Source organism: Arthrobacter sp. 10T416 (assembly GCF_056394165.1).
This window is the reverse complement of record NZ_JBFTHI010000010.1, coordinates 44164-56261: the sequence shown is the minus strand read 5'-3', so window position 1 is coordinate 56261 and position 12098 is coordinate 44164. Positions and strand designations below refer to the sequence as shown.

10 protein-coding genes and 1 tRNA gene are annotated in these 12098 nt (G+C 68.3%); 2 read left to right on the top strand and 9 right to left on the bottom strand.

Annotated features, from left to right (window positions below; translation table 11 throughout):
• Window positions 1-5 precede the first annotated feature (5 nt).
• The 4 genes from AC1DBE_RS11595 to AC1DBE_RS11580 all read right to left on the bottom strand — a co-directional run bounded on the left by AC1DBE_RS11595 (window position 6) and on the right by AC1DBE_RS11580 (window position 4939).
• A complete protein-coding gene (locus AC1DBE_RS11595) occupies window positions 6-647 on the bottom strand; it encodes a TetR/AcrR family transcriptional regulator (protein ID WP_476903816.1) in 642 nt (213 codons plus the stop codon).
• Window positions 644-2680 carry a YhgE/Pip family protein gene (locus AC1DBE_RS11590; RefSeq protein ID WP_476970617.1) on the bottom strand — a complete coding sequence of 679 codons (2037 nt, stop codon included), beginning with the start codon at window positions 2678-2680 and terminating at the stop codon, window positions 644-646. Before AC1DBE_RS11590 ends, AC1DBE_RS11595 begins: the two co-directional genes overlap by 4 nt.
• Window positions 2677-3354: an ABC transporter ATP-binding protein gene (locus tag AC1DBE_RS11585; protein WP_476970616.1), complete on the bottom strand. Its 678-nt coding sequence runs from the start codon at window positions 3352-3354 to the stop codon at window positions 2677-2679. The genes AC1DBE_RS11590 and AC1DBE_RS11585 overlap by 4 nt, the downstream gene beginning before the upstream one ends.
• A gap of 127 nt (window positions 3355-3481) precedes the next feature.
• Window positions 3482-4939 carry a dihydrolipoyl dehydrogenase family protein gene (locus AC1DBE_RS11580; protein ID WP_476970615.1) on the bottom strand — a complete coding sequence of 486 codons (1458 nt, stop codon included), beginning with the start codon at window positions 4937-4939 and terminating at the stop codon, window positions 3482-3484.
• A gap of 101 nt (window positions 4940-5040) precedes the next feature.
• Here AC1DBE_RS11580 and AC1DBE_RS11575 point away from each other — a divergent pair, with 101 nt between their 5' ends.
• Window positions 5041-5784 (top strand): FadR/GntR family transcriptional regulator, encoded by a 744-nt coding sequence (locus tag AC1DBE_RS11575; RefSeq protein WP_476970614.1) that lies wholly within the window; start codon window positions 5041-5043, stop codon window positions 5782-5784.
• A 118-nt stretch (window positions 5785-5902) separates the two neighbouring features.
• Here AC1DBE_RS11575 and AC1DBE_RS11570 read toward each other — a convergent pair.
• Window positions 5903-5976 (bottom strand) — tRNA-Arg (locus AC1DBE_RS11570).
• Window positions 5977-6253: 277 nt separating this feature from the next.
• Between AC1DBE_RS11570 and AC1DBE_RS11565 the strand changes: the two genes are divergently transcribed.
• The gene (locus AC1DBE_RS11565) at window positions 6254-8086 is read left to right on the top strand and encodes a phosphoenolpyruvate carboxykinase (GTP) (protein ID WP_476903819.1); all 1833 of its coding nucleotides are present in this window, start codon (window positions 6254-6256) and stop codon (window positions 8084-8086) included.
• A 125-nt stretch (window positions 8087-8211) separates the two neighbouring features.
• On the opposite strand, the gene AC1DBE_RS11560 is transcribed toward AC1DBE_RS11565, so the two are convergent.
• The 4 genes from AC1DBE_RS11560 to AC1DBE_RS11545 all read right to left on the bottom strand — a co-directional run bounded on the left by AC1DBE_RS11560 (window position 8212) and on the right by AC1DBE_RS11545 (window position 11996).
• Window positions 8212-9372, bottom strand: coding sequence for a globin domain-containing protein (locus tag AC1DBE_RS11560; protein WP_476879155.1), 1161 nt, complete (start codon window positions 9370-9372; stop codon window positions 8212-8214).
• Window positions 9373-9566: 194 nt separating this feature from the next.
• Window positions 9567-10049 (bottom strand): RrF2 family transcriptional regulator, encoded by a 483-nt coding sequence (locus AC1DBE_RS11555; protein ID WP_476879147.1) that lies wholly within the window; start codon window positions 10047-10049, stop codon window positions 9567-9569.
• 14 nt (window positions 10050-10063) lie between these two features.
• Window positions 10064-10573 carry a hypothetical protein gene (locus AC1DBE_RS11550; RefSeq protein WP_476879146.1) on the bottom strand — a complete coding sequence of 170 codons (510 nt, stop codon included), beginning with the start codon at window positions 10571-10573 and terminating at the stop codon, window positions 10064-10066.
• A gap of 4 nt (window positions 10574-10577) precedes the next feature.
• Window positions 10578-11996, bottom strand: a complete 1419-nt coding sequence (locus tag AC1DBE_RS11545; RefSeq protein WP_476970613.1) for a phosphomannomutase/phosphoglucomutase — start codon at window positions 11994-11996, stop codon at window positions 10578-10580.
• Between the last annotated feature and the right edge of the window lie 102 nt (window positions 11997-12098).

The following is a 12098-nucleotide window of genomic DNA, read 5'->3' as shown; positions in this document are numbered from 1 at the left end:
CAGGGCTACTTCACCACGTAGCCACGCATGCTCGCCATGATGGCGGCAACGCTCTGCGCCCTGGTGCGCTCCGGATTGTAGGTCTGACGGTCCAGCCCCACCACAAAACACGCCCCGAAGATCGCGGTCTCCAGGCTGCCGCGCGACACCCCGGGATCCACAGGGTAGCGGGCCGCCACGGCCTCGATCGCGGCGCCGATCACACCAAGGAGCCGGCCGCGGAGTTCGCTGAAGGTGTCCTGCCATTCGCTCGGTGTCCGCCAGTTCTCGCTGACCCAGAGCCGGGCAAAGGACGGGTACTCGGCCATAAAGTCCATGGCCTGGCCGATCATTTCCTCCATCGCCAGCAGCGGGTCCGCCGACTCGTCCTTGACGCTCAGCAGCCGGGCCATCAGGATGTCCACGCCGTGCCGCAGCAGCTGCGCGATCAGATCGGACTTGCTGCCGAAGTTGTAGTAGACCGTGCCCTTTGAGACTCCGGCGGCCGCGGCGATTTCATCCACTGTCACACCGGCGGCGCCGCGTTCGCCGATCAGTTCCATCGAGGCCTCGAACAGCTTCTGCTTGGTCGCGTTGGTACGGCCGGGGCGGAGCTTTTTGGCGCCGTCGCCGTCGGACGCCGCTGCCTCGCGGGGCTGGGTGCTCATACGGAGATCTCCGGCTTCAGGGTCTTGAGCGTCCAGAACTTGTGTTTCCGGACGGCGACGGCGGACATCGCCAGTCCCAGCAAAGTGTAGCCAACCAGGCCCAGCATGGTGGGTGCGACGCCGGCCAGGTCGGCGCCGTAGATCAGGTGGCGCATGCCGTTGACCACATAACCCATCGGCAGGATCTGGTGCACCACGTGCAGCGGTTCCGGGGTGGTCTGCCAGGGGAAGGTGCCGCCGGACGAGACCAGTTGCAGGACCAGCAGGATCAGCACCACCAGCTTGCCGGGCGAGCCGAGCAGGGCCACTACACCCTGGATGATGGCGCTGAAGGCCATGGCGGCAGCCAGCATCAGGACCCACATCAGTACGGGGTGGGCGGGGTTCAGGCCCAGCCCCACGTCCACCACCAGGGTCAGCAGGCTGGCCTGGACCGCCGCGACGGCGAGGAAGGGCAGCCAGCCTCCGACGGCGATCTTCCAGGTCGGAGCGTTGGAGGCCAGGGCGCGCTGGGTGACCGGGCGCATGGCCTGGACCAGCATAAACACGCCGATCCACAGGGCCAGGGTGAGGAAGAACGGTGCCAGCCCGGCGCCGTAAGAGCCTGCCTTGGCCTGCGAGACGTTGCTGACCGCGACGGGGTCGGCCATCACCTTGGCGAGGCTGCCCTTCTGGCCGTCGTTGGGGTGCGGGACCTTTCCGGCGCCCTTGTCCAGTTCCGTGGCCAGGGTCGCGGCGCCATCGGCGGCGCTCCGGGCGCCGTCGGCAAGCCGGCCGGCCCCGGCGTCGAGCTTCCTGGCACCGTCAGCAAGCTTGGCGCTGCCGTCAACGGCGGTCTGCTCCCCGGCGGCCAGGGCGGCTGAACCTGCCGACAGCTGGTCGGCGCCGGCCGATGCCTGGGAGATGGCACCGGTCAGGGCCGGTGTGGAGGCGGCAAGTTTGGCCGCCCCGGCACTGACGGCCGCGGACCCGTCGGCCAGCTGCTGGATCTGGGCCGCATCGGCCTGGACCTTGGACTTGGCCTGCGCTGCCGGGTCGGACGCGGCAGCGGTGTCGAAGTCGGCCAGGATCTTGGCCGCCTGCTCCGGAGTGATCACGCCGGCGGCGGTCAGCCGGTTGTTGGACTGGACCACCCGGTCCCGAAGGCCCCGGTCCGCGGCGCCGAGCTGTACGACGGCGTCCTGGACCTTCGTGTTCAGGGCCGCGTTGCCGGCCGCCACCTGGGCGGCGCCGTCGGCGAGCCGCTGCGAATCGGCGGGCAGCGTCGACGTCTTGTCCTTGAGCTGCCCCAGACCGGCGCTGAGCTGGCCGGCACCGGCATTGAGCTGGTTGGCGCCGTCCCGCAGCTTGGTTTGCCCGGCGAAGAGCTCGTTGGCACCGCTGCTGAGTGCGCCGGTCCCGGAGTGCAGGCTGACTGCCCCGTCGCGCAGTTTGGCGACGCCCTCGGAGAGTTTCCCGGCCCCGTCGGCAGCCTTGAGCATCTGGGAATGGATCGTGCCAAAGCCCGTCAGGAGCTGGTTGGCGGTCTCTTCGCCCACCTCCTTCGCGACGGACGCGTGCACGGCGGTGGTGAGCTTGTCCACGATGGTGCCCAGAAGGTAGTTGTTGGCGTCATTGGTGGTGACGTTCAGCATGGCCTGGTTCGCGGCGTCGAAACTTCCCGGCGAGACGAGGTTGGCGGAGAAATCCTTGGGGATCTTGAGCGCAAACGCGTACTCGCCGCTGCTCACGCCCCGGTCGGCATCCTCGGAGCTGGAAACGGTCTTCCAGTTGAAGACATGGCCCGCCACCAGGCTGTCAGCAACTTTCCGGCCGGCCTCAAGCCGTGTGCCGTCCGCTGCGCTGGCACCGGTGTCCTCGACCACCAGGGCGGCATCGATCTGGTTGAGCTTGCCGTAGGGATCCCAGTTCGCGTAGAGGTACACCGCGCCGTAGAGCAGGGGCACCAGCGTCAGGGCCAGGATGGTCAGCTTCGGCAGCAGGCCGCCGGTCATGCGCTTAAGTTCGGAACGGGCCAGCCGCAGCACGGTCATCGGGCCTCCTCGGTTTCGGTCTCCAGGGGTGCGTCCTCGGGCTCGGGTGCCGGGACGGCATTGCCAATCTCTTCGGCCGGACCGGTCCACCCCGTCGGGATGCTGCCGACCGTGGCGACGACGGCCAGCGGCCGCCCGCCGTCGTGCGCCAGTTCCTGGAGCAGCGGAAGCCAATCGGCCGGATCCCCGCTGTGGCGGTCCGGAGAGTCGACCACCAGCAGGTCGGTGTGGGGATCCGCCAGGGCCAGGGCCGTCAGCAGTTCCAGGCGGCGGTGCGCGGGCAGCTCCTCGGCCCAGCTTCCCGCGATGTCCTCAAAGCGGTTGACCTTGAGCCAGGGTGTGCTCAGCAGGGCGCCGCGGTAACGGCGGGGGATGAGGGCGAGGTCCTCGGTCACCAGGTCGCGCACGCTCAGGTGCGGTTCCGGTTCGCTGACGCCGGGAGCGTCGACGACGGCGCCCGCCTGCCGCAACTGCTTGATGCGTCCGGCGCCGTCCCACTGGACGGTCCCGCCGGAGGGCTTCATCCGTCCGCTGAGGGTCAGGGCGAGTGCGGTGCGCTGGTCCTGGCGCTGGCCGGTGACAAGCAGGAGTTCACCCCGGCCGACCTGCAACGAGGTGGTCGGAACCAGGGGGTCACGCCGGCCCTTCACGTGAAGCTGTTGTACGCGGAGCAAGGGATGCCTTTCGAAGGATGATCTTCTCCAAGGCTAACTAAACTGACCGGTCAGTTCAAATAGATGTGAGCAACGGGACACAAAAGGGCCCCGGAGCCGGGCTCCGGGGCCCTTGAGGGGGCGTCGCTTAGAGGCCGTATTCCTCCAGGAGCCGCAGCCACACCTCGCTGATGGTGGGGTAGGAGGGGACGGCATGCCACAGCCGGCTGAGGGGAACTTCGCCCACGACGGCGATCGTCGCGGCGTGCAGGAGCTCGGCCACGTCGGGCCCGGCGAAGGTTGCGCCGAGCAGCACCTTGCGGTCCTCGTCCACCACCAGCTGGGCCCAGCCCTTGTAATGCTCGGAATGCAGCGACGACCCCGCCACCTGGATGGGCAGCTGCACGGAGGTGGCGCGGTAGCCGTCCTTTTTGGCCTGCTCCAGGCTGCGGCCCACGGAAGCCAGCTCGGGGTCGGTGAAGACAACGTTGGGAACAGCGTGGTCGTCGGCCGTGTGGGCGTACGGACTCCAGGCACCAGGCTCGCCGGAGAGGCTTCCCTTGGCCCGGGCGGCAATGGCGTCGCCGCTGGCCCGCGCCTCGTATTTGCCCTGGTGGGTCAGCAGGACCTTGCCTGCGGCGTCGCCGACGGCGTACAGCCAGGGGGCGTCGTCATTGCCCTCCGCGCCCAGGACGAGTCCGCTCGCATCCGTGCTCAGCCGCCGGGTGGCCTCCCCGCCGTCGCCCAGCCCCACGCTCTCCAGGCCGAGGCCCTCGAGCGCCGGGTGCCTGCCGGTGGCGACCAGGAGCTTGTCCACGGTGACGGTGCCGCCGCCCGCCAGGGTCAGGGTCAGGGCTCCGTCCTCATCCTCGTGGACACTCTCGGTTCCGGTGTGGAGGTGGAGCTCGACGCCGTCGGCCCGCAGCCCGGCCTGGACCAGCTCCGCCGCGGGAGCCGGAAAGGTCCCGAGGAGGCCGCCGCGGGCCACGACCGTCACGGCCGAGCCGAGCCGGGCGAAGGCCTGGGCGAGTTCGGTCCCGGCTACACCGCCGCCGAGTACCCCGAGACGGTCGGGGATTTCCCGGGCCGAAGTGGCCTCCCGTGTCGTCCAGAAGTCGGCGTCCTCGAGCCCTTCGATGGACGGAATGCTGGGGCGCGAGCCGGTGGCCAGTACGACGGCGTGGTGCGCGGTGAGTGCGTAGTTGTTGCCGTCCAGGCCGGCGACTTCCACGCGGCGGGTGCCGGTGAGCCAGCCGTGGCCGCGCAGGAGCTCGATGCCGGTGTCCTCGACCCACTTGACCTGGCTGTCGTCCTGCCAGTTGGAGGTGAAGTAGTCCCGCCGTTTCAGCACCGCCTCGGCATCGAGCACGCGGGTCACTGCCTCTTCGGCGCCGGGGACGGTCTGGGCGCCGTGGAGCGCGGTGCCGGGCCGCAGCAGGGCCTTCGAGGGCATGCAGGCCCAGTAGGAGCACTCGCCGCCCACCAGTTCCGCTTCCACCAGGACGGCGCTCAGTCCGCCCTTCACCACGCGCTCGGCCACGTTCTCGCCCACCGCGCCCGCTCCGATCACAATGACATCGAATTCACGCTCTAGGTGTGCCGTCATGGCAACAGCCTAACCCCGCCGGGACTGTACCCGGGGCGGGGCCCTGTGCAGGAGGTGGGACGTCCGCTACCCTGAGGGTCACCCGGGGGAGGAGTCCACTGATGTGTGCAGCCGCAATGAGTGGCGCCGGCGCGGTGCCGCCCCGCCGCCGGGGTGCGCAGGAACGGCTGCGTGCCCTGCAGTCCGGCATCATCGAACTGATTCTCGAACGGGAACTGGAACCGGGTGACCCGCTGCCCACCGAGAACGAGCTGACCGGCGTCCTGGGCGTCGGCCGAAACACCTTGCGGGAGGCGCTCAAAGTGCTCCAGGCCGTGGGTGTCATCGAGATCCGCCACGGCTTCGGTACGTTCGTGGCCGCGAGCAACTTCGATGCCCTGGTGGAAGGGCTGCTGTTCCGGGCGCGCCTCTCCCTGCGGCACCAGGGGCGGGAAGCCCTGGAACTCATTGATGCCCGGCGGCTGCTGGAGTCCGGACTGGTCGGCACGGCGATAGCGGCCCTGCAGCCGGGCAAGCTGGCGGGGCTGGAGGCGGCCGTGCTGAGGATCGAAGAGCTGGCACGTTCCGGCGAGCCCTTCGTCGAGGCCGCAGCCGACTTCCACCACCTGCTGTTCGAGCCACTGGGTAACGCGCAGCTGCAGGGCCTGCTGGGCGCGTTCCGGACCGTCGGCCGCAGGATCGAGCTGGAGCGGTCCGTGGCCGGCGTCGACCGGCCCGGCGATGCTGTGCGCTACCGGCAGCTGTACCAGGCAGTGGCCGCGGGGGACGCGGACCTGGCCGCCGAACTGCTGGGCAGCCACTTCGGGGCGATCCGCCGCAGGGTTGAGGCGGCGGCGGAGGACTAGGGCAGGCGGCCCGGGGAACCAGGCGGGGAACACGACGCGCCCCCTAAACCGGCCGGGAAACCGGACGGGAAAACAAAAAGATCCGCACCGGCGGACCGGTGCGGATCTTTTTACTCTGTGCGCCCAAAGGGATTCGAACCCCTGACCTTCTGTTCCGTAGACAGACGCTCTATCCAGCTGAGCTATGGGCGCATTCTCGGCTCTTCGGGAACTTCTCGCTCCCCGAACCTCGAATTACTTTACGCGAGGTGGGCCCGGAGTGCCAAATCGTGAGGCATGTAATCTGCCTGACTAGACCGGTCTACGTGACCTTCGTCACAAAAATGGCGACGATTCCCCAGGGAAAACCTTGACTTTCTGCGGTTTTTGCTCCGCGCTCCTGGAGTCAACCCGTATTTGGGCCCAAAAATGAATCCGCCGCGAGCCCTACATTTAGGACACACCACTGAACCCGAGGAAGGGAACCGTAATGGGCGATCTGGCGCGACTGCCGCTGCTTGAGAAAGCACCCACCACACATGCCGGGCTGCTGGCATGGGTTGAAGAGGTTGCTGAACTGACCCAGCCGGACCAGATCCACTGGGTTGATGGTTCGGAAGAGGAGAACACGCGGCTCACTGACGAGCTCGTGGCCGCCGGCACCCTGACCCGGCTGAACGAGAAGCTCTTCCCGCACTCCTTTGCAGCGTTCTCCGACCCGGCCGACGTCGCCCGCGTTGAAGAGCAGACCTTCATCTGCTCCGAAAACAAGCGGGACGCGGGCTTCACGAACAACTGGATGGACCCGTCGGAGATGAAGGAAAAGCTGCGCGGCCTGTTCAGCGGCTCCATGCGCGGACGCACCATGTACGTCATCCCGTTCGTGATGGGCCACCTCGACGCCGAGGACCCCAAGTTCGGCGTCGAGATCACCGACAGCGCCTACGTGGTTGCCTCCATGCGCATCATGGCCACCATCGGCACCGAGGTCCTGGACAAGATCACGGCAACCAACGCCTTCTTCGTCCCGGCCCTGCACTCCCTGGGTGCCCCGCTGGCCCCGGGACAGGCGGACGTCGCCTGGCCCTGCAACCCGGACAAGTGGATCGTGCACTTCCCGGAAGAGCGGTCCATCTGGTCCTTCGGTTCCGGCTACGGCGGCAACGCCCTCCTGGGCAAGAAGTGCTTCGCGCTGCGTATCGCCTCCGTGATGGCCCGCGACGAGGGCTGGCTGGCCGAGCACATGCTCATCCTGAAGCTGACCTCGCCGGAGAAGAAGAACTACTACGTCTCCGCGGCCTTTCCGTCGGCCTGCGGCAAGACCAACCTCGCCCTGCTGGACCCCACCATCGAAGGCTGGAACGTCGAGACCCTCGGCGATGACATCACCTGGATGCGGATCGGCAAGGAAGGCGAACTGCGCGCCACCAACCCCGAGGCCGGCCTTTTCGGCGTCGCTCCGGGCACCGGCTGGGGCACCAACCCCAACGCCATGCGCGCCATCGCCAAGGGCCACAGCATCTTCACCAACGTGGCTCTCACCGACGACGGCGGTGTGTGGTGGGAAGGCATGACGGACGAAGTCCCGGCGCACCTGACCGACTGGCAGGGCAACGACTGGACGCCGGCGTCGGACAAGCCCGCCGCGCACCCGAACTCCCGTTTCTGCACGCCGATCTCGCAGGTCGACATGCTCGCCGAGGAGTACTACAGCCCCGAAGGCGTTGAGGTCTCCGCGATCCTGTTCGGCGGCCGCCGCAAGACCACCGTGCCGCTGGTGACCCAGGCCCGCAACTGGACCAACGGCATCTTTATGGGTTCGACGCTGTCCTCGGAAACCACCGCTGCCGCGGCCGGCCAGGTGGGCGTGCTCCGGCGCGACCCGATGGCCATGCTGCCCTTCATCGGCTACGACGCCGGCGACTACCTGAAGCACTGGATCAGTGTCTCCGGCAAGGCCAACCCGGAGCGTCTGCCGCACATCTTCCTGGTCAACTGGTTCCGCCGCACGGCCGACGGCGGCTTCGCCTGGCCGGGCTTCGGGGACAACTCCCGGGTGCTGAAGTGGGCCATCGAGCGCATTGAAGGCAAGGCCGACGCGGTCGAGACGCCGATCGGCTTCGTCCCGACCGGCCACGCCCTGGATCTGACCGGCCTGGACCTGACCCACGCCCACGTGGAAGACGCCGTCCGCGTCGACCGCGAGGAATGGGACGCCGAGCTCGCCTCGATCGAGGAGTGGTACGCGAAGTTCGGCGACTCGCTGCCGGACGCGCTGCGCGCCGAGCTCGGTTCCCTCAAGGAGCGGATGTCCGCGCACTAGCAGGATGACCAACGACGGCGGCCCCGCACCTATCGCAGGTGCGGGGCCGCCGTCGTTCCCAACAGGGGCCTCCGCCGCCGAGGGTTCCCTGGCTGAGCGGAGCGAAGTTAGGGAGGCGGGGGGACTTAGTTGGCGAGCCAGATGTCCGGCCCGAAGACCTCGTAGTGGATCCGGGTGGCGGGGATGCCGGCATTGATGGCTTCGTTGCGGATGTTCTTCATAAAAGGAAGCGGTCCGCACAGGTACAGGGAGGCGTTGGCCGGCAGGTCCACGTCGCGCAGGGACATAAAGCCCTCCTTGGTCCCGGTCACGGGCTGCTCAAGCCACAGCTGCAGTTCGGCGCCGTCGAGGCGCTCGACGTCGTCCGTCATCTGGGAGCGCAGGGCCCAGCTGTCCAGGGTGCTTTCGGCGTGCAGGACCAGCACCTGGCGGTCCGAGCCGGCCTCGGCGAGGGAGCGCAGGATCGACGCCGACGGGGTGCAGCCGATGCCGGCCGAGGCCAGGACCACCGGGCCGTCGCCGTCCTTGAGGGTGATTTCGCCGTAGGGGTTGGAGATCTCGATGATGTCGCCCACCTCCACATTGTTGTGCAGCACGGGGGAGACCTCGCCGCCGTCGTCGAGCTTGGTGGTGAAGCTGCGGCTGGTGCCGGCGTCGCCGGAGAGCGAGTACTGCCGGACCTGGCGCAGGCCGTCCGGCAGCGTGACCTTGACGCTGACGTACTGGCCGGGCAATGCCGGGGTGATGGGGGTGTCGTCCGCCGGGTCCAGCACGAACGTCATGGAGCCGGTGCCGGCGGGGGTCTTGGCGGCAACCCGCCAGGGGGTCCACATCTTGCCGTTGGCCTGCGCCGCGTAGAGGCCCTTCTCCAGCTTGATCAGCGCGTCGGCCATCAGCCAGTAGACCTCGGTCCAGGCCTTGGCGATCTCGGGGGTGATGACTTCGGCAAGGTCCTCGGCGATGGCCGCGAAGAGGTGCTCGTAGACCACCTGGTACTGCGGCTCGGTGATGCCCAGCGAGGCGTGGCGGTGGGCGATACGGGACAGTACGGTCTCGGGGAGGGTGCCGGGGTTGCTCACGAGGTGGCTGGCGAAAGCGGCGATGCTCCCGGCCAGGGCCTGCTGCTGGTTGCCCGAGCGCTGGTTGGAGCGGCTGAACAGTCCATCCAGCAGTTCGGGGTGCGCGCCGAAGAGCCGGGCGTAAAACTTGGGGGTGATCTCGCCGATCCGGGAACCGACCAGCGGCAGGGTGGCCTCGATGACGGGGAAGGACTTGTCCGAGAGCATGCTGACTCCTGAGATAGTGGCCCGGTGTCTTCAACCGGACGTTCCGAAATACCCGCATTTGAAATGCGTGTATTTATGCCTCAGTTCTACACGCCGTAGAAAAAGGTTGCAAATTGACGCTGTTGGGTTGCGGAGGGTGCCGGAGGCCGGGTACGGGGGCCTCGGGTGGCGCCGGCGCGGGAGGCGCGGCCCGGTCAGCCCGGGTACAGGCCGGGTTGGGGGTCCGGCCGGAGTCCGGGGCGCAGGCCGATGGCCTGGAAGACGGGGTTCATCTGCCTCTCAGTGGGCAGGGAGGCCACCACAATGTCGTCAAGCTCACGGTAAAAGGCCTCGCGGGCGCGGCCCAGGGCGCCGCGCAGCCGGCACTCGTTGATCAGCGGGCAGGTGCCGCCGGCGCCCGCGCAGTCTGCGGGATCCGTCCGGGTGTCCAGCGCCCGCAGCAACTGTCCAACCGTCGCGGTACGGCCGGCGCCACTGAGCCGGGAGCCGCCGTTACGGCCGCGTTCGACGTCGATCAGGCCCAGCTCCCGCAGCCTGGCCATGGCCTTGCTGACGTGGTTGTACGGGGTGCCGACGGCATCCGAGATGCTCTGGGTGGTGAGCAGTCCGCCGTCCGGCGCCGCCGCGAGCACCATCATGGCGCGCAGGCTCACGTCGGCAAAGGCGTTGATCTTCATGGCACGGGCCTGGTCTAGTCCACCCAAACGGCGGGTTCGTTGGCGTCTGCGGCCAGATCGCCGAATTCCAGCTCGCGGGACTCCGGATTGGCGCTGTAGGGCAGCACGGCCGCGAACACGGATCCGTCCTGGTGCTCGGCGGCCACGTGGATGGCGTCCGAATCCTCTTCCAGGAGGGTGATGTCGCAGACGATCGCAGCGGCGCGGAACTCGTCCCGGTGCTGCCGGAGCAGCTCGGTGAGATCACTGATCATGCCGTCGGCGTCGAAGTCGGCCTCGGTGCCGGGCTCCGCATCCGCCGGGGTGACGGCGACAAGGCGGACCTCGCCGTCGTTCTCCACCACCAGGGCGAACGGGAGGAAGCCGCCATTGCGCTCCAGCTGTTCCTGGGCGGCGCCCACACCGGTGCCGAGCAGGTTCTCCAGGTCAGTGGCGCTGGCATCGGGCACCGAACCCCGCCATGAGTCCTCCGCGGGATCGGCCGGCTGCAGGACGGTTTCCTGGGCTTTCGCCGCGTCGGTCACTGCCTCAGCCCCGGACCAGGGCCAGGACCCGGTCGCGGACCCGTTCCATGGTTGCCTGGTCGGTGGCCTCGACGTTCAGGCGCAGGAAGGGCTCGGTGTTGGACGGGCGCAGGTTGAACCAGTAGCTGCCGTCGGCGGCGATGAACGTGCTGCCGTCGAGGTAGTCCACCTCAACGTCCTCGTCGTGGAAGTCGACGCGGACACGTTCCACGGCGCCTGCCTTGTCCTCGATCTCCGAGTTGATTTCGCCGGAGGACCGGTAGGGCTCGTACTCGCGGCCGAGCTCGGACAGCGGGCCGTCCTGCTCGCCGAGGGCAGCCAGGACGTGCATGGCGGCCAGCATGCCGGTGTCCGCATTCCAGAAATCGCGGAAGTAGAAGTGGGCGGAGTGCTCCCCGCCGAAGATCGCGCCCTCGGCTGCCATAACGGCCTTGATAAAGGAGTGTCCCACGCGGGTGCGGAACGCCCGGCCGCCGTCATTTTCAACCAGCTCGGGCACGGCCCGGGAGGTGAGGAGGTTGTGGATGATCGTCGGCGTTTCCTCGCCGTTGGCCTTGGCGCGGGCGATCTCCCGGCGGGCGACCATGCCGGTGACGGCCGAGGGGGAGACCGGCTCGCCCTTTTCGTCGATCACGAAGCAGCGGTCGGCGTCGCCGTCGAACGCCAGGCCGATGTCCGCGCCGTGCTCGACGACGGCGGCCTGCAGGTCACGCAGGTTCTCCGGTTCCAGCGGGTTGGCGGGGTGGTTCGGGAAGGAGCCGTCGAGCTCGAAGTAGAGCGGGACAATTTCGAGCGGCAGCTTCGGCAGCAGGGTGTCGCCCAGGACGGCCGGGGTGGTCATGCCGGCCATGCCGTTGCCGGCGTCCACCACCACTTTGAGCGGACGGGAGCCGCTCAGGTCCACGAGGCTGCGCAGGTACTCGGAGTAGTCCTTGAGCACGTCGCGGACGCTGATCAGGCCGCGCGGGCCCTTGGCGGGGATGGTGCCGGCGTTGAGGTAGTCCTCGGCCAAAGCTTGGATTTCCTTCAGGCCGGTCTCGGAGGAGATCGGGACGGCGCCGGCCTTGGCCATCTTGATGCCGTTGTACGCGGCCGGGTTGTGGCTGGCGGTGAACGTGGCGCCGGCCGCGTTCAGTGCTCCGCAGGCGTAGTAGAGCTCATCGGTGGAGATCAGGTCGAGCAGCTGGACGTTGGCGCCGCGGGTGGCCGCGCCGTTGGCGAAGGCCCGGCTGAACTCCGGGGAGGAGGGGCGCATGTCGCCGCCGACCAGCACGGTCTCGCCCGCGAGGTCCAGGACGTCCACGAAGGCAGCCCCCACGGCTTCGACGATTTCCGCGGTGATGGATTCGCCCACAATGCCGCGCACGTCATAGGCCTTGAAGGAAGCCGAGAGGTCAAAAGTCTTCGTCTGGTCGCTAGTCACGGCTTCTATCTTACGGGGGTCCGCGCCCCGGCCGCCCGGAAGTGGCTTGCTATGTGGACACGGACTGTCCACATAGGCCGCCGCCGGCTTCGTGGCTGTCGG

Bases quoted from the DNA above. Each gene is read 5' to 3' on its own strand.
- AC1DBE_RS11595 (WP_476903816.1), bottom strand. From the start codon at position 647: ATGAGCACCCAGCCCCGCGAGGCAGCGGCGTCCGACGGCGACGGCGCC.
- AC1DBE_RS11590 (WP_476970617.1), bottom strand. From the start codon at position 2,680: ATGACCGTGCTGCGGCTGGCCCGTTCCGAACTTAAGCGCATGACCGGC.
- AC1DBE_RS11580 (WP_476970615.1), bottom strand. From the start codon at position 4,939: ATGACGGCACACCTAGAGCGTGAATTCGATGTCATTGTGATCGGAGCG.
- AC1DBE_RS11575 (WP_476970614.1), top strand. From the start codon at position 5,041: ATGTGTGCAGCCGCAATGAGTGGCGCCGGCGCGGTGCCGCCCCGCCGC.
- AC1DBE_RS11565 (WP_476903819.1), top strand. From the start codon at position 6,254: ATGGGCGATCTGGCGCGACTGCCGCTGCTTGAGAAAGCACCCACCACA.
- AC1DBE_RS11560 (WP_476879155.1), bottom strand. From the start codon at position 9,372: ATGCTCTCGGACAAGTCCTTCCCCGTCATCGAGGCCACCCTGCCGCTG.
- AC1DBE_RS11555 (WP_476879147.1), bottom strand. From the start codon at position 10,049: ATGAAGATCAACGCCTTTGCCGACGTGAGCCTGCGCGCCATGATGGTG.